General features: G+C 63.0%; 15 protein-coding genes. All 15 read left to right on the forward strand.

The features are described 5' to 3' along the window. Nucleotides 1-162: 162 nt before the first annotated feature. Nucleotides 163-810 carry a 50S ribosomal protein L10 gene (gene rplJ, locus CPH63_RS08815; RefSeq protein WP_096302553.1) on the forward strand — a complete coding sequence of 216 codons (648 nt, stop codon included), beginning with the start codon at nt 163-165 and terminating at the stop codon, nt 808-810. 91 nt (nt 811-901) lie between these two features. Then, entirely contained in the window at nt 902-1,285 is a 384-nt protein-coding gene (gene rplL, locus CPH63_RS08820) for a 50S ribosomal protein L7/L12 (RefSeq protein WP_096302554.1), read from the forward strand. Nucleotides 1,286-1,679: 394 nt separating this feature from the next. After that, the gene (locus CPH63_RS08825; RefSeq protein ID WP_096302555.1) at nt 1,680-2,753 is read left to right on the forward strand and encodes an ABC transporter ATP-binding protein; all 1,074 of its coding nucleotides are present in this window, start codon (nt 1,680-1,682) and stop codon (nt 2,751-2,753) included. Beyond that, entirely contained in the window at nt 2,753-3,532 is a 780-nt protein-coding gene (locus tag CPH63_RS08830; RefSeq protein WP_091360213.1) for an ABC transporter permease, read from the forward strand. Before CPH63_RS08825 ends, CPH63_RS08830 begins: the two co-directional genes overlap by 1 nt. After that, nucleotides 3,532-4,374: an ABC transporter permease gene (locus tag CPH63_RS08835; protein ID WP_241895853.1), complete on the forward strand. Its 843-nt coding sequence runs from the start codon at nt 3,532-3,534 to the stop codon at nt 4,372-4,374. The genes CPH63_RS08830 and CPH63_RS08835 overlap by 1 nt, the downstream gene beginning before the upstream one ends. 5 nt (nt 4,375-4,379) lie before the next feature. After that, the gene (locus CPH63_RS08840; protein WP_157749397.1) at nt 4,380-5,636 is read left to right on the forward strand and encodes an MCE family protein; all 1,257 of its coding nucleotides are present in this window, start codon (nt 4,380-4,382) and stop codon (nt 5,634-5,636) included. Further along, nucleotides 5,633-6,658 (forward strand): MCE family protein, encoded by a 1,026-nt coding sequence (locus tag CPH63_RS08845; protein ID WP_096302557.1) that lies wholly within the window; start codon nt 5,633-5,635, stop codon nt 6,656-6,658. Before CPH63_RS08840 ends, CPH63_RS08845 begins: the two co-directional genes overlap by 4 nt. Continuing rightward, nucleotides 6,655-7,680, forward strand: coding sequence for an MCE family protein (locus CPH63_RS08850; RefSeq protein WP_197704642.1), 1,026 nt, complete (start codon nt 6,655-6,657; stop codon nt 7,678-7,680). The genes CPH63_RS08845 and CPH63_RS08850 overlap by 4 nt, the downstream gene beginning before the upstream one ends. Beyond that, on the forward strand, nt 7,680-8,837 hold the full coding sequence (locus CPH63_RS08855) for an MCE family protein (protein WP_096302559.1): 1,158 nt from the start codon (nt 7,680-7,682) through the stop codon (nt 8,835-8,837). Before CPH63_RS08850 ends, CPH63_RS08855 begins: the two co-directional genes overlap by 1 nt. Then, complete coding sequence (locus CPH63_RS08860) at nt 8,837-9,916, forward strand: MCE family protein (protein ID WP_157749398.1); 1,080 nt, start codon at nt 8,837-8,839, stop codon at nt 9,914-9,916. Before CPH63_RS08855 ends, CPH63_RS08860 begins: the two co-directional genes overlap by 1 nt. Nucleotides 9,917-9,919: 3 nt before the next feature. Next, on the forward strand, nt 9,920-11,176 hold the full coding sequence (locus CPH63_RS08865; RefSeq protein WP_096302561.1) for an MCE family protein: 1,257 nt from the start codon (nt 9,920-9,922) through the stop codon (nt 11,174-11,176). Between the two features lie 145 nt (nt 11,177-11,321). Continuing rightward, entirely contained in the window at nt 11,322-11,828 is a 507-nt protein-coding gene (locus CPH63_RS08870; protein ID WP_157749399.1) for a hypothetical protein, read from the forward strand. Then, nucleotides 11,825-12,769 carry a hypothetical protein gene (locus tag CPH63_RS08875; RefSeq protein ID WP_096302563.1) on the forward strand — a complete coding sequence of 315 codons (945 nt, stop codon included), beginning with the start codon at nt 11,825-11,827 and terminating at the stop codon, nt 12,767-12,769. Before CPH63_RS08870 ends, CPH63_RS08875 begins: the two co-directional genes overlap by 4 nt. Nucleotides 12,770-15,264: 2,495 nt before the next feature. After that, nucleotides 15,265-18,696 (forward strand): DNA-directed RNA polymerase subunit beta, encoded by a 3,432-nt coding sequence (gene rpoB / locus CPH63_RS08880; RefSeq protein ID WP_241895854.1) that lies wholly within the window; start codon nt 15,265-15,267, stop codon nt 18,694-18,696. Nucleotides 18,697-18,799: 103 nt separating this feature from the next. Beyond that, on the forward strand, nt 18,800-22,702 hold the full coding sequence (locus CPH63_RS08885; RefSeq protein WP_096302565.1) for a DNA-directed RNA polymerase subunit beta': 3,903 nt from the start codon (nt 18,800-18,802) through the stop codon (nt 22,700-22,702). The last annotated feature ends 87 nt before the right edge of the window (nt 22,703-22,789 follow it).

Here is a 22,789-nt window from a genome sequence, read left to right on the forward strand (position 1 = left end):
AACAACTCTGGAGCGCCAGAGCGGCCCGCGCAGGATGGACGGTTCGGTTCTGCCGCGTGCCCTCGGGTGCGTGAGGCAAATCCCGCCCCGTGCGCCCTGCGCCGGGGCGTTTCTTCGTTTCGTGATGAGTTCGCCCAGCCAGACATCACGAGAGGAGGACGAATGCCGAACACCGAGAAGGTCTCCGCCGTAGCCGAGATCGCTGAGCAGTTCACCAACTCATCGGCCGCTGTGATCACCGAATACCGTGGTCTCACGGTCAAGCAGGTCGGTGCCCTGCGCCGGACGCTCGGAAGCGAAACCACTTACGCCGTCGTCAAGAACACGCTCACCAAGCGTGCCGCGGCCGACGCTGGGATCGCGATCGACGACAGCCTGCTGGTCGGACCGACCGCCATCGCGTTCGTCAAGGGTGACACCGTCGAGGCAGCTAAGAGCCTCCGCGATTTCGCCAAGGCGAACCCGCTGCTGGTCATCAAGGGCGGTGTGCTCGACGGTAAGTCGCTCACAGCGGCCGAGATCACCAAGATGGCCGACCTCGAGTCGCGCGAAGTCCTGCTGGCCAAGGTCGCTGGCGGCCTGAAGGCGCTGCCGACCCGTGCAGCCGGCCTGTTCCAGGCTCCGCTGTCGCAGATGGCCCGCCTGGCCAAGGCGCTGGAGGAGAAGAAGCCCGCCGAGGCTGCCGCTCCTGCCGCGTCCGAATCAGCACCGCTGGTGAAGGATTTCACCGCAGAAGAGGCTCCGGCCGACGCTGTTGAGATCGACACCGCCGTTGCCGAGTCCGAAGCATCCGCCGAGCCGGCGGAGTAGTAACCCCATCCCATCGCGTCCCGGGATCAACCCGACGATGCGATATCAACGCCGGCTCACCGGCAAGAAGTAGAAAACGAAAGGAACCATCATGGCGAAACTCAGCACTGACGACCTGCTTGACGCGTTCAAGGAGATGACCCTGCTCGAGCTCTCGGACTTCGTGAAGCAGTTCGAGGAGACCTTCGACGTAACCGCCGCCGCTCCGGTCGCCGTTGCCGGCCCGGCCGGTCCGGCTGCGACCGCTGAGGCCGCTGAGGAGCAGGACGAGTTCGACGTCATCCTCGAAGCCGCTGGCGGCACCAAGATCCAGGTCATCAAGGAGGTGCGCACGCTCACGAACCTGGGCCTCAAGGAGGCCAAGGACCTCGTCGACGGCGCCCCGAAGGCTGTTCTGGAGAAGGTCAACAAGGAAGCTGCCGAGAAGGCCAAGGCCGCTCTCGAAGGCGCCGGCGCGACGGTCACCGTCAAGTAACTCGCCTCACCCACGCTGGGCCGGACGGCGCAGCTAGCGAGGTATTTCTTAAGAAGGAGCGGCACCTGTCACGGGTGCCGCTCCTTCTTGCTTTTCCCCTGAATTAATCTGTGGTTCATCCCGTTGTGTGCGTATCGTCACATCAAGATTTGGATAGTTTTTTCCGCTCGATGGTGACTCGTACGGTTACCGAGCAGTAGGTTGCTCTAGGTGGGTTGCCTGCGTCACACCTCTGCGTGTGCACACAACTACTGGCCTGCCGATTGTCTGGCTGGCTAGTCCGTCTTGCGCAGGCGTCACGGCGAAAGACGTGGCACCATCGAGCAGCACCGGACAGCGAAGCTGTGTGAGAAGTACCTGTGGAATGCAGTAAATCGGATCGTTAGGAGACAGCGTGGGAGTCGAGGTCGCGGTCGAAGGGCTGTCCAAGTCCTTCGGTAAGCAGCTCATCTGGGGCGACGTCTCTCTCACCCTCCCGCCCGGCGAGATCTCCGTCCTGCTCGGCCCTTCGGGCACCGGCAAATCGGTGTTTCTGAAGTCCCTGATCGGCCTGTTGAAGCCCGAACGCGGCTCCATCGTCATCAAGGACACCAACCTCGTGCGCTGCAGCGAGCAGCAGATGTACGAGACCCGCAAGCTCTTCGGTGTTCTCTTCCAGGACGGCGCCCTCTTCGGCTCCATGAATCTCTTCGACAACATCGCCTTCCCGCTGCGCGAGCACACGCGCAAGAAGGAGAAGGAGATCGCGGCGATCGTCAACGAGAAGATGGCGATGGTCGGCCTGGAGGGCACCGAGTCCAAGCTTCCCGGGGAGATCTCCGGCGGTATGCGCAAGCGGGCCGGCATCGCCCGGGCTCTGGTGCTCGACCCCGAGATCATCCTCTTCGACGAGCCTGACTCCGGTCTCGACCCGGTGCGCGTGGCCTACATCAGCCAGCTGATCGTCGACCTCAACGCCCAGACCGACGCCACGTTCCTGATCGTCACCCACGACATCGGCATCGCCCGTACCGTGCCGGACAACGTTGGAATGCTCTTCCGCCGCGAGCTCGTCATGTTCGGTCCCCGCGAGGTGCTGCTCACCAGCGACGAGCCGGTGGTCAAGCAGTTCCTCAACGGCCGGCGCGAGGGCCCGATCGGTATGAGTGAGGAGAAGGACGTCGCGCTCATGGCCGCCGAGATCGAGCGGGCCAGGAACGCGCCGGAACCGCACCCGCTGGCCGGTGCCAAGGGATCGGGCGGCCCCGGTCTGCCGCCTCAGCTGCAGCCCTCCCACGGCCTGCCGCAGCGAGCTGCCGTCGCCCGTCGCCAGCAGCGCGTCCTGGAGATGCTGCACACCCTCCCCGAGGCGGCACAGGCCGCGGTGAAGGCTGCGCTCGCTCAGGAACACGAAGAGGACCGCCTTCGCCGTCTCGCCGAGATGTCCGATGACTACCAGACCCAGACAATTCCGGTCGGCACTATCTGATGGCTGCCACGTTCGCACCCCTGGCCGGGGTGAAACAGGCTGGACGCCTGTTCGCACTCTTCCTGGAAGTGGGACGGCTTACCTTCAAGCGCCCATTCCAGTTCCGGGAATTCGTCCAACAGTCCTGGTTCGTCGCCAGCGTCACCGTCGTCCCGACGGCTCTGGTCGCCATTCCGTTCGGAGCGGTCATCGCCCTGCAGATCGGAAGCCTCACCCGCCAGATCGGGGCTCAGTCCTTCACCGGTGCGGCCAGTGTGGTGGCGGTTGTCCAGCAGGCCGGACCGATCGTGGTCGCGCTGCTGATCGCCGGCGCTGGTGGCTCGGCGATCTGTGCCGACCTCGGCAGCCGCAAGATCCGCGACGAACTGGACGCAATGGAGGTGCTCGGCATCTCGCCGGTGCAGCGGCTGGTCGTGCCTCGCGTGCTGGCGACGATGCTGGTCGCGGTAGCGCTCAACGGTCTCGTCGACGTCGTCGGGGTCGCCGGTGGCTACTTCTTCAACGTCATCCTGCAGGGCGGGACGCCAGGCGCCTACCTCTCCAGCTTCTCGGCCCTGGCCCAGATCTCCGACCTCTGGTCGGGTGAGCTGAAGGCGCTGCTCTTCGGAGCCATCGCCGGTGTGGTCGCCGCGTTCAAGGGCCTGAACGTCGGTGGTGGCCCGAAGGGCGTCGGTGACGCGGTGAACGAGTCCGTCGTCATCACCTTCCTGCTCCTCTTCTTCGTCAACTTCAGTGTCACCGCGGTGCTGCTGCAGATCATCCCGGCGAAGGGGTCATAGTGGCCAACACCTTCACCGACGGCGCCCGCAAGGCCTTCCGCTGGCCCGGCGCCCAGCTCGAGCAGTGGGGCGAGCAGCTCTCCTTCTATGTGCGCGCCCTTATCTGGATTCCGCGCACCCTCAAGCGGTACCTCCGCGAAGTCATGCGGCTGCTGGCCGAGGTCACCTTCGGCACCGGAGCGCTTGCGGTCATCGGCGGCACCATCGGCGTCATCACCTTCATGTGTTTCTTCGTGGGCACGCAGGTCGGTCTGCAGGGCTACCAGGCTCTGAACCAGATCGGTACCAGCGCCTTCACCGGCTTCATCTCGGCGTACCTCAATACTCGTGAGATCGCCCCGCTGGTCGCCGGCTTGGCGTTGTCGGCCACCGTCGGCTGCGGCTTCACCGCTCAGCTCGGCGCCATGCGGATCAGCGAGGAGATCGACGCGCTCGAGGTCATGGCGATCCCGAGCATCCCGTTCCTGGTCACCACCCGGATCATCGCCGGCTTCATCGCGGTCATCCCGCTCTACGTGATCGGCCTGCTCGCCTCATACTTCTCGACGCGGTTCGTGACGACGGTGTATTTCGGGCAGTCGGCCGGTACCTATGACCATTACTTCAATCTCTTCCTGCCTCCCGAAGACGTGCTCTGGTCGTTCTTCAAGGTGCTCGTCTTCTCGGTCGTACTGGTGCTCAGCCACTGCTACTACGGCTACACGGCCAAGGGTGGTCCGGCTGGCGTGGGTGTGGCCGTCGGTAAGGCGGTCCGGACCGCGATCGTTGCCGTCACCATTACCGACTTCTTCCTCTCGCTCGCGATCTGGGGCGCCTCGACCACGGTTCGGATTGCGGGGTAGTGGCGATGAATGCAACCCGTATCAAGATGCGTATCTACGGCGTCATCTTCCTGGTCGTGCTGCTGGGCCTGGTCGGTCTGTCGATCGCCGCGTACCAGAAGCGATTCACCAAGGTCACCGATGTCGTGCTCAAGACCGACTTCACCGGAAATCAGCTGCAACCGCAGTCGGACGTGAAGGTGCGCGGTATCGAGGTCGGCGAGGTCCGTGCGATCCACGCCACGACCACTGGGGCGAACGTCGAACTGGCGCTGGACCCGTCGAAGCTCGACCTGGTGCCGAGCAACGTGCTGGCGCAGTTGTTGCCGAAGACTCTCTTCGGTGAGCAGTACGTGGCCCTGATCCTGCCCGAGAACCCTGAGGGGAACATCGAGGCCGGTGACACGATCCACCAGGACACGAGCTACCAAGCTGCCCAGATCTCGGACCTGCTGCGGCACACACAGCCGGTCCTGGACGCCCTGAGCCCGGCCGAGCTGAACGCGACGCTGACCGCGCTGGCTACCGCGCTGCGCGGCCGAGGCGATCAGATCGGGCAGAGCCTGGTCAAACTGGATATCTACCTGAAGAAGTTGAACCCGAGTGTTCCGCAGTTGGCCACTGACCTGGTGAACATCGGCAAAGTCGCAGCCACCTATGACGCCGCGCTGCCGGACATCCTGTCGACGCTGGACCACCTGCGTACCACCTCGGCCACGATCACTACCAAGAGCGCCGCGCTGGCGAACTTCCTGACACTGGGCACCAGCACCTCGGATGCGCTGACCGCGTTCTTCAAGGCCAATGGCAACCAGATCATCAATCTGGCGTCTACGTCCGTGCCGGTACTTCAGCTCTTCGCCAAGTACGCGCCGGAGTACACCTGCATTCTGTCCGCGACAACCAAGCTCGACAAGAATGCTCAGGCGGCCTTTGCCGGTGGAGTCGTGAAGGTGACCGTTCGCTCGACCCAGCCGATGGGGCGCTACCTGGCCGGCGACGAACCGAAGGTTGTCAGCGCTCCGCCGAGCTGCAGTGCTCCGCTTGGCAAGAAGTTCGACGACGGTGCAGCACCCTACGGCGGTACTGGTTCGGGGGCATACACAAAGCCAAGCACAACGATCCCCGGAACCTTCGGACCGAATAGCCTGGCTGAGCGGCAGCTCATCGGCGCGGTGGTGGCGGCGCAGACCGGCACCGAGCCGTCCGATGTAACTGACATATCCACGATTGTCGCCGGGCCGATCCTGCGCGGAAGCAGTGTGGAGGTGAGTGCGAAATGAGAGGTTGGGTCGCGCCCTTCATCAAGCTGATCGCTTTTCTGATCGTTACCACGCTCGCCACCTACGTCTTGGCGGCGACGATCAGCAATGCGTCCTACGGTTCGGTCAACAAGTATTCCGCTGACTTCACCGACGTCACCGGGCTGAACCTCAACGATGATGTCCGCATCGCCGGCGTTCGGGTTGGCTCGATCGTGGGCATCAAGGTGGTGAAGCGGAACCTAGCCGAGGTGAAGTTCACGGTTGCCGCCGATCACCGCATCCCCAAGTCGGTGCTGGCGCGGCTGCGCTACCGAAACCTGGTCGGGCAGCGGTACCTCGAACTCGCCCAGGGTGCAGGTGACGCCAACGACCTGCTTCCGCCGAACGGCAACATCCCCGAGAAGCAGACCGAGAACGCCCTCGACCTGACCCAACTCTTCGGCGGGTTCCAGCCGCTCTTCCAGGTGCTGAACGGTACCGAGCTCAACCAGCTCTCGGCGTCGATCATCGGCGCCTTCCAGGGTGAGGGTCCGTCGATCGAGTTGTTGGTGCAGCAGGTCGGGAGCCTGACCACCGCGCTGGCCAGCAAGGATCAGGCGATCGGCAGTCTCATCGACAATCTCAACTCGGTGCTCACCGCAGTCAATGACCGGGATGCCGAGCTGACCGATCTCATCAACTCGCTGCAGACTTGGGTCTCCGGACTAGCGGAGGATCGCCAGTCGATCGGCAACGCCATCGACGGCGTGAACGGCCTGGCCACGACGGCGACCCAGTTGCTCACCAGCATTCGCCCGCCGCTGGCCGCTGATGTAACCCAGCTCAAGGGACTTGCAACCACGTTGAACAAGAACTCCAGCACGATCACGACAACGATCCAGCAGGTTCCGGCCCGAGCCGCAGCGTTGATTCGCACCATGAGTTACGGCGCTTGGGCGAACTTCTACGTTTGCAGCCTCGCCGGCGCGACCACGGGCAGTGGTGGCACGCTCAACGAGCCCAACGACTGGACCTCATCACAGCCGAGGTGCAGCCCATGACCTCGACGACGCCTATGAAGACGCGTAAGGCTCCTGGAGGTCGCAGCTTCAGCAGCCGGAATCCGACGACCATCGGTGCAATCGGACTCGTCCTGATCGCGGTGCTGCTCTGGTCGGCGTTCAATGCGCAGAAGCTGCCGATCATCGGCGGCGGAACGATCTACTACGCCGCGTTCAGCGAGGCGGCCGGCATAAAGCCGAATGACGAGGTCCGCATCGCGGGCGTGAAAGTCGGACTCGTGACCGGCGTGGCCCTCGACGGCGACCATGTCAAGATCACCTTCCGGGTCAAGCAGGCCTACGTTGGCAACGAGAGCACGGCGGCGATCAAGATCAAGACACTGCTCGGCGCCAAGTTCCTGGCCATCAACCCGGTGGGTGGGTCGCGGCTCAAGGCGGGTTCCCAGATTCCGCTCACCCGTACGGTCGCGCCCTACGACATCTATCCGACCTTCCAGCAACTGACGAATACTGTCGAAGCGATCGACAAGGAGCAGCTGGCCAAGTCCTTCCAGGTGCTCTCGCAGTCCTTCGACAACACGCCAGCTGATGTAAAGATCGCTATCACCGGTCTCTCCAAGCTCTCCAGCACCTTCGCCAGCCGCGACGCAGCACTCCGCTCACTGCTGGCCAAGACGAAGAGCGTCTCGGGTGTACTCGCCGATCGGGACACTCAGATCACGCAACTCATCACCGACGGCGGCCTGCTCCTCGACGAGCTGAACAGCCGAAAAGACGCGATCCAGACTCTGCTGGAGAACACCGCGGTGGTCTCGGCCCAGCTCTCCGGATTGGTCGCGGACAACAATGCCGACCTGAAGCCGGCCTTAGATCAGCTCAATGCAGTGCTGGCCATTCTCAATCAGAACAAGGACAGTCTGGCTCGAGGACTTCAATTGATTGCTCCGTACTACAGGCTTTTCACGAACGTTACCGGTAATGGTCGATGGTTCAGCGGGTACGTGCGTAACGCAACCATCGGAGATCTCACAATCTCCGGCTTCACCCCAGGGGCTGACTGATGACCGCCGAGCTTCCTAGCGCCGCACCACTCACACCGAGGCGTGCTCGTTCCGAGCGGGGACGCAGCATCCGGCTAGTTGCGCTTGGTGTGATCCTCGTGTTCGTGATCGCCGGTGCCTTCTATTTCGTAACGCGAAAGCCGACTCGGACCGTCACTGCGCACTTTGACGAAGCTGTTGGTGTCTACGTGGGATCAGATGTGCGGATTCTGGGCGTTCGCGTTGGGCAGATCACCAAGATCACCCCTCACGTCGACAACATCGAGGTCGAGATGACCTACGACGCCTCCTACAAGGTGCCGGCCAACGCGATCGCCGTCGTCGTTCCGCCATCCATCGTCAGCGACCGCTACCTGCAGCTGGCACCGGTGTACACCGGCGGCGCCCAGTTGCCGAACGACGCCGACATCCCTAAGAGCCGCACCGCTTCGCCGGTAGAACTAGACGACATCTACAAGTCCTTGAGCGATCTCTCGGTCGCCCTCGGCCCGAGCGGCGACGGCAAGTCCAGCCCGCTCAACGACCTGATCGAGACGACAGAAAAGAACCTCGACGGCAACGGCGCACTTCTCGGGCAGACATTCACCGACCTCTCCAAAGCGGCCAAGACATTCGCCGACAGCAGCGGTGATCTCTTCGGGACGGTGAAGAACCTGCAGGCATTCACGACCGCGTTGGCCAACAGCGACTCTCAGGTCCGGCACCTGAACGAGCAACTGGCAACCGTGGCCAGCAGCCTGGCGGACGAGCGAGGTTCCCTGGCTTTGGCACTGAAGAACCTCTCCGGCGCATTGACGGATATCTCGTCGTTCATTTCGAAGAACCAGATGAGTATTCATACAAGTGTCTCCAGCCTGAAGGACGTAACCGCAACTCTGGTGCAGCAGAAGGCTGCGCTAAACGAGTTCCTGCAGGTTGTACCGACTGCGGTATCCAACATCACGCACGCGTTCAATCCGGTCACGGGTGTTTTCGACGCTCAGGGTGTGACGATGGACCATGACGACACCACGGGCGGTCTTAAACCCACGTTGATCACAAAGGTTCCTGCACACGCTGATGGGTCGTCGAGCGGCTTTGTAGACGTGCCCGGAGCTCACGGCGTGTCGTCATGGATCGACCAGGCAACTGGCGACCTTGTGAAGGCGGGTTCGTGATGAGATTTCGTACGGCCTTCCGCGCGGCCGTAGCTCCGCTCGTAGGTGCCGTCCTCCTGAGTGGATGCAGCTTCCACGGCCTCTACTCGACACCACTTCCGGGCGGCGCCGATCTGGGTAGCCACCCGATCACCATTGATGTCAACTTTCTGGACGTCCTCGACTTGGTGCCCCAGTCCTCAGTCAAGGTCAATGACGTGGCAGTTGGCAAGGTCGATTCGATCAGCCTCGACGGCTGGACAGCCAAAGTGAAGCTCTCGATCAACGGCGATGTGGATCTGCCGAAGAATGCACGTGCCGAGTTGCTGCAGACATCTCTCCTAGGAGAGAAATACGTGGCCCTTGAGGCGCCGCCGACCGATCCCGCCCCGGAGCGCCTCACGAGTGGCGACGAGATTCCGCTCGCCAACACCGGGCGTAACCCCGAAGTCGAGGAGATCCTCGGTTCGATCTCGCTGGTTCTGAGCGGCGGCGGGCTCTCCCAGGTGCAGACGATCATCCACGAACTGAACAATGTCTTCGGCGGCCGGACCAGTCAGATCCGCGATCTGCTGACCCAGCTCAACACGTTCGTGGGGGCGCTTGACGCGCAGAAGGATGCGATCACCAAATCGATCGATAGCGTCGATTCGTTGGTGACCCACCTGAATGCGCAGAAGCAGATTCTCACGAACACACTTGACACGCTGCCAGCTGCGCTCAAGGTACTGAGTTCACAGCGAACTCAGTTCGTCACGCTGCTCGACAGTCTCTCCAACTTCGGCACCGTTGCGACCGGCGTCATCAATAGCAGCAATGCGAATCTGACGACCGATCTGAAGAACCTTCAGCCGATCCTGACACAGCTCAACAAGGCTGGCTCGAACCTGCCGAACTCGCTGGCCCTCCTCGCTACTGCACCGTTCCCGAGAAACGTCACGAACGATATCAAGGGTGACTATCTAAATGTGGGTTTCACCTTCAAGGACCTGTGCGTTTCCGACGTCACCCAATCGAAGTACGGGACCTGCAAGCCAAGGACCGCGACGAGTTCGCTGGATGCATCGCAGATCCCCGATGTCCCCGGTGCGGAGGGCTGACAGATGCTCAAGCGATCGGTCAAAATCCAGCTCACCGCCTTCTTCATCATTGCGTTGCTCGGCGTCAGCTACGTCGGCGCCCGCTATGCCGGCATCGAAACCTTGATCTTCGGCCGGGGTGGCTGCACCATCTCGGCTGACTTTCCTGACTCGGGCGGCATCTTCACGAACGCTGAGGTGACCTACCGGGGCGTCGGAATCGGCAAGGTCGGTGAACTGCACCTCCTGAAGGACGGTGTTCGAGCGGACCTGGATCTGAAGAGCTGCTCGGATCCGAACCTGCCGCAGAGCACCTCGGCTATCGTCGCCGACCGCTCGGCCGTCGGTGAGCAGTACGTCAACCTGGTGGCGGCAAAGGACGTTGGGCCATATCTCCAGGCTGGCGGCAATCTGCCCATGTCGCAGAACGAGATCCCGATCGCGACTCAGGTTTTCATCACCAACCTGGATAACCTGACCAAGTCGGTAAACCCCGTTGACCTGAAGAAGAGCCTCCATGAGCTTGACCTGGCGTTCAATAACAAGGGCCCGGACCTGGCTGTGCTCGCCGACTCGATCACGACCCTGATTAATCGCGCTCTGATCGCGCTCCCCGACACGATCTCGCTCATTCAAACCAGCGACACGGTTTTGAAAACCCAGGTCGCCGAAGGTTCGGCCATCGGCAGCTGGGCCAGCGATCTGAACAAGCTGACCGCGACGCTGAAGTCGAGCGACGGAGACATCCGCACACTGCTCGACAATGGCCCGAGCGCGTTCGCTGCGATAAAGACCTTCGTGCAGAGCAACCAAGACGATATCGGTGTCCTGTTCGCCAACCTCACCACCCTCGGCCAGGTAGTAACCCGTAATACCGGTGGCGTCGAGCAGGTGCTTTCCCTCTTCCCAGTTGCCATCGCGGATGGTCTGACCGCACTTCCGGGCGACGGGACGTTGCACTTCGGTTTTGTGCCACCTGGTGTGAGGTCGTCCACCCAGCCTCCGTTCTGCACGGTCGGATATGGCGGCACGAAGAAGCGAACGTCCCTGGATACTTCGCCCGCCGCGCCTAACACGTCGGCTCAATGCACGGATCGAAGCAGCGTCCGAGGCGCGGCGAACACGCCAGGTGGCGACACGATGAGCACCGCTGGTGGTGGCACCGTCTATCCCCGGGCGAACACCGCAAACGTGGTTCGCGTGGGAGATATCTCCAACCCGTCGGCGCAGATCCTCGGGGACTCCTCCTGGGTCACCATCCTCTCCTCGAGCATGCACTGAGGTGCGCGACTGAACTCGAGGCTCACACCCTGGCAGCGCAAATCGGTTACTCAGCTGCCTCCAAGCTCAATGCTCTACCCTTGCCAATTACACCTGAGGAAGGCGCCCGGGTAGGCGTGTTGATTCACCTAGAAGAGAATTGAGTATGTCGAGAGAACACCGCGGATATGCCGCGTGGATTGTGTTGGTGGTGGCGGGGACGCTCAGCATCGTGCTGGCCGCGCTGCTTGTCTTCCAGCTCACACGTCCCACCAAGTATCACATCGCCGCCAACGAACAGGCCGCGATGGACGCCGCTTCGCAGGCCACGGTGAACCTCGGCAGCCTTAGTCGCAAGAACTTCGACGCCGACTGGGCTCGCGCAGTCAAGGGCGTGAGCGGCCCGACCCTAGATGCCCTCCAGCCGCTGAAGGCCAACACCCAGCAGACCATGGTCGCGGCCCAGTCAGACCTGGTGGCCACTGTCTCCTCGACCTCAGTTGAGTCGAGTAACAAGGACACCGTGATGGTGTTGATCGCCTTCAACGGCTACAAGGTCGATGACAAAGGCACTAAGACCCAGAGCAGTGCGAACCGTCTGGAGCTGACGATGAAGCAGACCGGCGGCAAGTGGCTGATCAATGACACCAAGTCGCTCGGGCTGACCTCATGAGCCCGAAGCGCATCATCTCCAGCCCCGAGTCCCTACCGAGCCTCGATCGTGAGACGCCAGCAGATTCGGTTAGCAATGAGCCAGTCGACGCCTCGATCGCTACGGCTGGGCCCCAGGGATCCATCCCCGACGTCGTCGCGGTCCCAGGTGAGTCCCCGAGTGGGACGGCCGAGGTTGTCGACCCGCCGGAGGATGAAGTTCGCAAGCCGGTGCGGAGCACTCCGGCCGCTCAGGTGGCGAACCGGGCCCGGCGCATCGGCGGTGCGGGCCTGGCGGCCACAGCCACCCTCGACGACGCCGACACCGATCGGGCCGACAAGGTCACGCTTACCAAAACCGACTTGGTCGATGATTCCGCTCGTCGTGGTCGTGGCATGGCCGGACGTCCAGCCACCAAGTCGCGGATCGCGCGGGAAGACAGCCTGACGGCCGATGCGAGCGAAGGGCGAAAGTTCGGGCGCGAAGCTATTCTCGCCACCGTCGCCGTGGTCGCGATGTTGGTCCTTGCTGGCGTGAATGTGCTCGTCTGGCACCCCTGGCACAAATCGGACGCGACTGCCGCGCTTCGCGGTGAGATCCTGTCGTCGGTCAACCAGGCGACTGCGCTCGCCATCAGCTATGACTACCGCACCTGGGACAAGTCAGCCGCCGCCGCGGAAACCAACCTCACCGGCCAATTCAAGACTGACTACGCCAACGCGATGAAGGCCCAACAGGCGAACGCGACTAGCACCAAGACCGTCGCCGTCGGCAAGGTCGACAACTCAGGCCTGGCCGCGATCAACAGCGCGGGCACCGAGGCAACCGTCGCCGTCTACGCCGAGCGGACTCGCACGAACACGACGAACACCGATCCGGTGACCGATCTGCTCGCTCTGCAGATCATCACCGACAAGGTCGATGGCAAGTGGAAAATCAGCAAGCTCAGCTACATCAACTGAGCTACTGAATTGGCGTGATCAGCATGCCATTAACGGTCCAAACTATGTATGCCGGTCGAATTTAGTGCCGGTTATCCACAGGTGGTTACTTTTCGACCGTCAGGATGTTAACCTCGGTCTACCGGCCTGTTGCATCTAATGCCGAGGTTACTTTCTTGGGAGGGAAGTTGCCGGATACAAAGCCTTTTCGTATGACATTCAACCTTCGCGCGGCGAGCTCAGGCGGCCCGTAGCTGTAAGGAACTCACGACTCACGCGCACACCTCCGCCCGCTATTATTGCGGTCGCGTAATCGGTGTTGGCGGATTATCGCCAAGTCCCATTTCTGGTATCTCCAATTTGCTTTTGCGTTGCTCAAGATGAGGCCGATATGTTCTCTGTTAAATCAGCTCGCGGCGTGTGCCGAACTGGTTGCCGTGGATCTCGACGACCACTGCGCCTTCTTAGTTTGCTTGTGCTCTCTCTTCTGCTACTCACTCTTGGCACTCCGCTGGCCTCGGCCGGCGGGGCTGGGTTCGTGTCCGTTAGCGCATCTGTCTCATCGGGGGCTGAGAAGATCTCCGGCGTCGTCAACCTGGCCGACGCCGGAGCGTCAGGGTCAGTGAAGGTCTTGTACGGAACATCTGCATCGTTGGGTAGCGCGTCGTCCGCGATCGTGGTCACCGGCGACAGTGCGGGGAGCGCCAAGTTCGCCATCTCCCTGTCTGGGTTGATCAAGTCCCCGTATTTCTACAAGGTGCAGCTCACGAGTTCGGGCGGTAACGCGTCGACGGGACTCCTTACCTTCGTAGTTCCAGGTTTGATGAGTGTCGACGGCTACGCATTGCCTGGCGGCGGCAAGGAACTTGTCTCGGTAGTGGTCTCCTCGACCGGGAACGCCACTTCAACCCTTGCATACGGGTTAACGAGTACCTACGGTTCGACGGCGCCAGCCGCTACCGCTGTGCCATCGACGGGTATCGCGACAGTCAATACCACCCTGTCGGGGCTTCAGCCCAATACGGTGTACCACCTGCAGGCGACGGTTGTGACGAACGCCGGAACCTTCGTCAGTAAGGACCACACCTTCACGACTGGGAAGGCCCCGTATTGGCATTCGGCTCAGACGATTGATCCAGGGGCGCTGCTTCGCTCGGTATCGTGTGCTGTCGCCGACGGTTTCTGTGGGGCAATTGATGGCGAGGGGCGATATCTGACGTCCTCGTCAATGGGCAGCACTTGGACTTCACCCGTCACCTACACAACGCGCCCCGACTTGGCTCCTGCGTTATCAGTCAGTTGTGTATCGGCATCCTTCTGTGCAGCCACCGATAGTAGTCTGCACGTCGTCAGGTTCAACAGTGCTGGAATTATCGCTACTGACACCGTTACGGACACCTATAACGAGACCGTGTCATGTGCCTCTGCGACGTACTGCATGACGGTGGACTACAACTCCGGGGCCCACGTATTCAACGGGAGCACTTGGACAACACTGCCTGGGACGCGACCCGAAAGCCTGTACCAGGTTTACACATCCTGCGTGTCGTCAGCGTTCTGTGTCGCCGTCTCGCCGACGGAGAATCCGTCGTATGGCGAACGTGACGCGTATATATACAATGGTGTCACTTGGGCGAACAAGTTGGTCGCAACCGATGGTTGGGGCCTCAGTTCGATTTCCTGCGTCTCGTCGAAATTCTGTGTCGCGGTTGGTGACGGCGGCCCGTACATATACGACGGCACAACTTGGACCCGGTCGAATGTCAGATGGCCCGCTACCTATGCTTCTGAATCTTATCTGCCACCTATGGGCGTCGTCTCGTGCGTGTCCACTTCATTCTGCATGGCTGTATCTCCAGCCGGTGCGGCGCTTGTCTACGACGGCACGACTTGGAAGTCAGTTCCGTTTCCCCTCCCGTCCGGAGCGACCGTGTCCAGCGTGTCGTGCGCCTCGCGGTCCTTCTGCGTCGCCTTGGACGGCACGAGCCATGCGTTCTTGTTCGGAGCGTGACATGCGGAGCGGATACGCTGCTCGTCCGATCAGAATGGTCGGATTTCCTGGGTCGGGTCCGTTTCGTCCTTGCTGCGCTGGCGTGTCGGGGAGCACAGCGCTTGACGCAAGCCCGATTCGGGTGCAGTCTTTCCAACGCAGTAGTTGTAAGAGCACCACGCAGTACAGAGCAGTGTCCAGCTTGGATGGAACATCTGCCGGGTAAGCCATATAGAGGGCCCCGGAGTGTGACCCCGCTGACACCGCTTGCGCAGACGTTTCGCGCCGTTGGACCACGGTGGACAGGTGCGTCCTCGTGAGGTAAAGTAGCTCTTTGCGCTGCCCTCATTCACTTCCGGCCCGTCAAGGGTCTATTTGCTGTGCCCATCGCTGGTTCTCGGTCGACTCCGGTCGCCCACCCAGCGCGAGCCCAGCAAATCCGGGTGCTCCGGGGCTCTGATGAGAGCGGCGTCACGAGTTCGAGTACATGGGTTCCAGTACAGGTAAGTCCTCGGAAGGACGCATCTTGGCAGCATCTCGCACGACCAAAACCATCGCCGGCATCCCCGGCTCTCCGCCCCGCACCTCCTTCGCCAAGATTCGTGAGCCTCTCGAGGTTCCGAACTTGCTTGCGTTGCAGACCGCCTCATTCGACTGGCTGGTCGGAAACGCGGCATGGCAGGCCCGTCTGGAAGAAGACGGCGGCAAGACCATGTCTCCCCAGTCCGGCATCGCGAAGATCCTCAATGAGATCTCCCCGATCGAGGACTTCTCCGGCTCGATGAGTCTCTCCTTCTCCAACCCGCGCTTCGAGGACGTCAAGGCGTCCATCGAAGAGTGCAAGGACAAGGACATGACGTATGCGGCCCCGCTCTTCGTCACGGCGGAGTTCACCAACACCACGACTGGCGAGATCAAGAGCCAGACCGTGTTCATGGGTGACTTCCCGGTGATGACCCGCAAGGGCACCTTCGTCATCAACGGCACCGAGCGCGTCGTCGTCTCTCAGCTGGTCCGCTCCCCGGGCGTCTACTTCGACCGCACCCTGGACAAGACGTCTGACGTCGATGTCTACGGCGTCAAGGTCATCCCCGGTCGCGGCGCCTGGCTCGAGTTCGACGTCGACAAGCGTTCGACCGTCGGTGTCCGCATCGACCGTCGTCGCCGCCAGCCGGCCACCGTGCTGCTGAAGGCCCTGGGCTGGAGCACCGAGCGCATCCGCGAGCACTTCGGCTGGTCCGAGACGCTGCTGGCCACCCTCGAGAAGGACCACATCGGTACCCCCGACGAGGCCCTCCTCGACATCTACCGCAAGCTGCGCCCGGGCGAGCCGCCGACGCGTGAGTCCGCGCAGGCGCTGTTGGAGAACCTCTTCTTCAACCCCAAGCGCTACGACCTCGCCGACGTTGGCCGTTACAAGGTCAACAAGAAGCTGGGTGTCGACGCGCCGCTCACCACCGGCACGCTCACCGAAGACGACATCGTCCGCACCATCGAGTACCTGATCCGTCTCCACGACGGCCAGGAGGGCTACGAGACGGACGACATCGACCACTTCGGTAACCGTCGCCTGCGCACCGTCGGCGAGCTGATCCAGAACCAGATTCGGGTCGGCCTCTCCCGCATGGAGCGCGTTGTCCGCGAGCGGATGACGACTCAGGACGTCGAGGCGATCACGCCGCAGACCCTGATCAACATCCGGCCGGTCGTCGCCTCCATCAAGGAGTTCTTCGGCACCTCGCAGCTGAGCCAGTTCATGGACCAGACCAACCCGCTCGCGGGTCTGACCCACAAGCGTCGCCTGTCGGCGCTTGGCCCGGGTGGTCTCTCCCGTGACCGTGCCGGCATGGACGTGCGTGACGTTCACCCGTCGCACTACGGCCGGATGTGCCCGATCGAGACCCCGGAAGGCCCGAACATCGGCCTCATCGGTTCGCTCGCCTCGTTCGGACGCGTCAACGCGTTCGGTTTCATCGAGACGCCGTACCGCAAGGTCACCGACGGCCGGGTCACCGACCAGATCGACTACCTCTCCGCCGACGAGGAGGACAAGCACACGATCGCCCAGGCCAACGCCACGATCGATGCGCAGGGCAACTTCACCGAAGCCAAGGTTCTCGTCCGTAAGAAGGGTGGCGAGGTCGACCTGCTCGACCCGTCCGAGGTCGACTACATGGACGTTTCGCCGCGCCAGATGGTGTCGGTCGCGACCGCGATGATCCCGTTCCTCGAGCACGACGACGCCAACCGTGCCCTGATGGGCGCCAACATGCAGCGTCAGGCTGTCCCGCTGCTGCGCAGCGAGTCGCCGCTCGTCGGAACCGGCATGGAACTGCGTGCCGCCGTCGACGCCGCTGACGTCGTCACCGCCGACAAGGCGGGTGTGGTCGAGGAGCTCTCCGCCGACTACATCACCGTGATGGCTGACGACGGCACGCGCAACACCTACCGGTTGGCCAAGTTCGCGCGCTCCAACCAGGGCACGAGCTTCAACCAGAAGCCGATCGTGGTCGAGGGCATGCGGGTCGAGGTCGGCCAGGTGCTGGCCGACGGTCCGTCCACCGACAACGGTGAGATGGCGCTGGGCAAGAACCTGCTCGTCGCCTTCATGCCGTGGCAGGGTCACAACTACGAAGACGCGATCATCCTCAACCAGCGACTCGTGCAGGACGACGTGCTCACCTCGATCCACATCGAGGAGCACGAAGTCGACGCCCGTGACACCAAGCTGGGGGCCGAGGAGATCACTCGCGACATCCCGAACGTCTCCGAAGAGGTCCTCGCCGACCTCGACGACCGCGGCATCGTGCGTATCGGCGCCGACGTCGTCCCCGGTGACGTGCTGGTCGGAAAGGTCACGCCGAAGGGCGAGACCGAGCTGACCCCGGAGGAGCGCCTGCTGCGCGCCATCTTCGGTGAGAAGGCCCGCGAGGTCCGCGACACGTCGCTGAAGGTTCCGCACGGCGAGGCCGGCAAGGTCATCGGCGTCCGGGTCTTCAGCCGTGAGGACGGCGACGAGCTGGCGCCCGGCGTCAACGAGTTGGTCCGCGTCTACATCGCCCAGAAGCGCAAGATCCAGGACGGTGACAAGCTCGCCGGACGCCACGGAAACAAGGGCGTCATCTCCAAGATCCTGCCGCCGGAGGACATGCCGTTCCTCGAGGACGGAACTCCGGTCGACATCGTGCTGAACCCGCTCGGTGTGCCGTCGCGAATGAACGTCGGCCAGGTTCTGGAGACCCACCTCGGGTGGGTCGCCAAGACCGGCTGGAAGGTAGAGGGGGAGCCCGATTGGGCCGCCCGCCTGCCCGAGGCCGCCCGCGAGGGTCAGGGCAACGTCGCGACTCCGGTCTTCGACGGTGCCCGCGAGGAGGAGATCACCGGTCTCCTCTCCTCGACCAACGTCACCCGTGACGGCAAGCAGCTCATCGGCCACTCGGGCAAGGCACGCCTGCTCGATGGTCGCTCGGGCGAGCCGTTCCCGGAGCCGGTCAGCGTCGGTTACATCTACATCCTGAAGCTGCTCCACCTCGTCGACGACAAGATCCACGCACGCTCCACGGGTCCGTACTCGATGATCACCCAGCAGCCGCTCGGTGGTAAGGCTCAGTTCGGTGGCCAGCGCTTCGGTGAGATGGAGTGCTGGGCGATGCAGGCCTACGGTGCGGCCTACGCACTGCAGGAACTGCTCACCATCAAGTCCGACGACATCCTCGGCCGCGTCAAGGTGTACGAGGCGATCGTCAAGGGCGAGAACATCCCCGAGCCCGGTATCCCGGAGTCGTTCAAGGTGCTCCTCAAGGAGCTCCAGTCGCTCTGCCTCAACGTCGAGGTGCTGTCTTCGGACGGCCAGACGGTCGAGATGCGCGACACCGACGACGACGTCTACCGCGCCGCGGAAGAGCTGGGCATCGACCTGTCGCGTCGCTTCGAGCCGAGCTCCGTCGAAGAGGTCTAAAGCGTCACGTCCCGGTCGCCGTCGCATCCGCGCCGATGCGGCGGCGGCCGGGAAACAGCAACGAACTTAAGAGAAAAAAGCTCCACTAAGAGAGTAGGCAATTTTGCTCGACGTCAACGTTTTCGACGAGCTGCGCATCGGTCTGGCAACAGCCGATCACATTCGCGAGTGGTCCCACGGCGAGGTCAAGAAGCCGGAGACCATCAACTACCGCACGCTCAAGCCTGAGAAGGACGGCTTGTTCTGCGAGAAGATCTTCGGCCCGACCCGTGACTGGGAGTGCTACTGCGGCAAGTACAAGCGCGTGCGCTTCAAGGGCATCATCTGTGAGCGCTGTGGCGTCGAGGTCACCCGCGCCAAGGTTCGTCGTGAGCGCATGGGCCACATCGAGCTTGCCGCTCCGGTCACCCACATCTGGTACTTCAAGGGTGTTCCGTCGCGTCTGGGTTACCTGCTCGACCTGGCGCCGAAGGATCTCGAGAAGATCATCTACTTCGCGGCCTACATGATCACCAGCGTCAACACCGAAGAGCGTCACCGCGACCTGCCGACCCTCGAGGCCGAGATCAGCGCGGAGAAGTCGACGCTTGAGAAGAAGCGCGACTCCGACATCGACACCCGCGCCAAGAAGCTCGAGACCGATCTGGCCGAGCTCGAGGCCGAGGGTGCCAAGAGCGACGTTCGTCGCAAGGTGCGCGAGGGTGGCGAGCGCGAGATGCGCCAGCTGCGTGACCGCGCTCAGCGTGAGCTGGACCGTCTCGAAGAGGTCATGGACACCTTCCGCAAGCTCGACGTGAAGCAGCTCATCGGTGACGAGGGGCTTTACCGCGAACTGCGTGACCGTTTCGGTGAGTACTTCGAGGGCGGCATGGGCGCCGAGTCGCTGCAGACGCTGCTTCGCGGGTTCGACCTCAACGCCGAGTCCGAGTCGCTGCGCGAGACCATCCGCAGTGGCAAGGGCCAGAAGAAGCTGCGTGCCCTCAAGCGTCTGAAGGTGGTGGCCTCGTTCCTGGCCACCAGCAACAGCCCGCTCGGCATGGTGCTCGACTGCGTGCCGGTCATCCCGCCGGACCTGCGTCCGATGGTTCAGCTCGACGGTGGCCGTTTCGCGACGTCTGACCTCAACGATCTGTACCGCCGCGTCATCAACCGCAACAACCGCCTCAAGCGCCTCATCGACCTCGGTGCGCCCGAGATCATCGTCAACAACGAGAAGCGCATGCTGCAGGAGTCGGTTGACGCCCTCTTCGACAACGGTCGTCGTGGCCGTCCGGTCACCGGCCCGGGTAACCGCCCGCTGAAGTCGCTGTCGGACCTCCTCAAGGGCAAGCAGGGTCGTTTCCGCCAGAACCTGCTCGGCAAGCGCGTCGACTACTCAGGCCGTTCGGTCATCGTCGTCGGCCCTCAGCTGAAGCTGCACCAGTGTGGTCTGCCCAAGCAGATGGCCCTGGAGCTCTTCAAGCCGTTCGTGATGAAGCGACTGGTCGACCTCAGTCACGCGCAGAACATCAAGTCGGCCAAGCGGATGGTCGAGCGCGCCCGCCCGGTCGTGTGGGATGTCCTCGAAGAGGTCATCCGCGAGCACCCGGTGCTGCTCAACCGCGCGCCGACGCTGCACCGTCTCGGCATCCAGGCCTTCGAGCCCCAGCTGGTCGAAGGCAAGGCCATCCAGATTCACCCGCTCGTCTGCACGGCGTTCAACGCCGACTTCGACGGTGACCAGATGGCGGTCCACCTGCCGCTGTCGGCCGAGGCCCAGGCCGAGGCACGCATCCTGATGCTCTCGACGAACAACATCCTCAAGCCGGCTGACGGCCGTCCGGTGACCATGCCGACCCAGGACATGATCCTCGGTCTGTACCACCTCACGACCACCCGCGACGAGCAGCTGGGTGCCGGCAACGTCTACTCCAGCGACTCCGAGGCCCTGATGGCTCGCGACGCCAAGGCTCTGGACATGCGGGCGCCGGTGCGCATCCGTCTCGACGGCGTCTACTCGGTCGACAACGGCTCCAAGGCGGATGCCTGGGTTGCTCCGGAGGGCTTCACCCCGGGCGACACGCTGATCGTCGACACTACGCTGGGCCGGGTTCTCTTCAACGAGGCCCTGCCGATCGACTACCGCTTCGTCAACTACGAGGTCACCAAGAAGGAGCTCGGCCAGATCGTCAACGATCTAGCGGAGCGCTACCCGAAGGTGGTCGTAGCGGCGGCACTGGACGCTCTCAAGGCGGCCGGCTTCCACTGGGCGACGCGCTCGGGTATCACCATCGCCATCGACGACGTGGTGACCCCGCCGCGCAAGGTGGAGATCCTCGACCGCTACGAGAAGGACGCGGAGAAGATCGAGAAGGAATACCAGCGTGGTGTGATCACCATCGACGAGCGCCGTCAGGAGCTCGTCGAGGTCTGGACGAAGGCGACCAGCGAAGTCTCCAAGGAGATGGAAGCCAACTTCCCGAAGACCAACCCGGTGTACATCATGATCAGCTCGGGTGCTCGCGGAAACATGATGCAGATGCGTCAGATCGCGGGTATGCGTGGCCTGGTGGCCAACCCGAAGGGCGAGATCATCTCCCGCCCGATCAAGGCCAACTTCCGTGAAGGCCTCTCGGTGCTCGAGTACTTCATCTCCACCCACGGTGCCCGCAAGGGTCTGGCCGACACCGCGCTGCGTACCGCTGACTCGGGTTACCTGACCCGTCGTCTGGTGGACGTGTCGCAGGACGTCATCATCCGCGAGGAGGACTGTGGCACCGAGCGTGGTGTCTCGATCCCGATCGCGGAGGCATCCGCCGACGGCACGCTCATCAAGGACGCGCATGCGGAGACCAACGTCTACGCCCGCGTACTGGCCGAGGACGTCACGCTGGGCCGCAAGGTCATCGCGACGGCCGGGGCCGACCTGGGTGACGTTCTCATCGACGAGCTCATCGTCGCCGGCATCACCGACGTTCGGGTGCGCTCCGTGCTCACCTGCGAGTCGGCGCTCGGCACCTGTGCCACTTGCTACGGGCGTTCGCTGGCCACCGGCAAGCTGGTCGACGTCGGCGAGGCGGTCGGCATCATCGCCGCCCAGTCGATCGGTGAGCCCGGTACCCAGCTGACCATGCGTACCTTCCACACCGGCGGTATCGCCGGTGACGACATCACGCACGGTCTGCCCCGTGTCGGTGAGCTCTTCGAGGCCCGCGTGCCCAAGGGTGTTGCACCGATCAGCGAGGCGGCCGGACGGATTCGTCTGGAGGAGTCCGACGGAACCAAGGGCAGCACCCGCCGCCTCGTGGTCACGCCGGATGACGGCAGCGAGGAGATTGAATACCCGATCTCACGCCGGGCCCGTCTGCTCATCAACCCGGGCAACAACGTCGAGGTCGGCGAGCAGCTCATCGCCGGTGCCGTCAACCCGCACGACGTGCTGCGCATCATGGGCCCGCGTGAGGTGCAGCTGCACCTTGTTCGTGAGGTCCAGGAGGTGTACCGCTCGCAGGGTGTGGCCATCCACGACAAGCACATCGAGGTCATCGTCCGTCAGATGCTCAAGCGCGTCACCGTCATCGATTCGGGTGCGACCGAGTTCCTGCCCGGCTCACTGGTCGAGCGTGCGGTCTTCGAGTCGGAGAACCGCCGGGTCGTCGCCGAGGGCGGCGAGCCGGCCGCTGGACGTCCGGTGCTGATGGGTATCACGAAGGCGTCGCTGGCGACCGACTCGTGGCTGTCGGCGGCCTCCTTCCAGGAGACCACCCGGGTCCTCACGGACGCTGCCATCTCGGCCCGTTCGGACTCGCTGGTCGGCCTTAAGGAGAACGTGATCATCGGAAAGCTGATCCCGGCCGGTACGGGTATTGCCCGCTACCGCAACGTCGAGGTCAACCCGACCGAGGAGGCGCGGGCGGCCGCGTTCACCATGGCCGGCTACGACGAGAGCGACTTCTTCGGCTACGACAGCAACAACATCGGCCAGGCTGTGCCCCTCGAGGAGTACGGCTTCACCGAGTACCGCTAAATATCACCACCCAGAACGGGCCCGACACCAGCACGGTGTCGGGCCCGTTCTGTATCTGCCCCACCTTTTGGAGCGGCCCGTGGTTGA

It is taken from the genome of Jatrophihabitans sp. GAS493 (genome assembly GCF_900230215.1).
Classification (GTDB): Bacteria; Actinomycetota; Actinomycetes; order Mycobacteriales; family Jatrophihabitantaceae; genus MT45.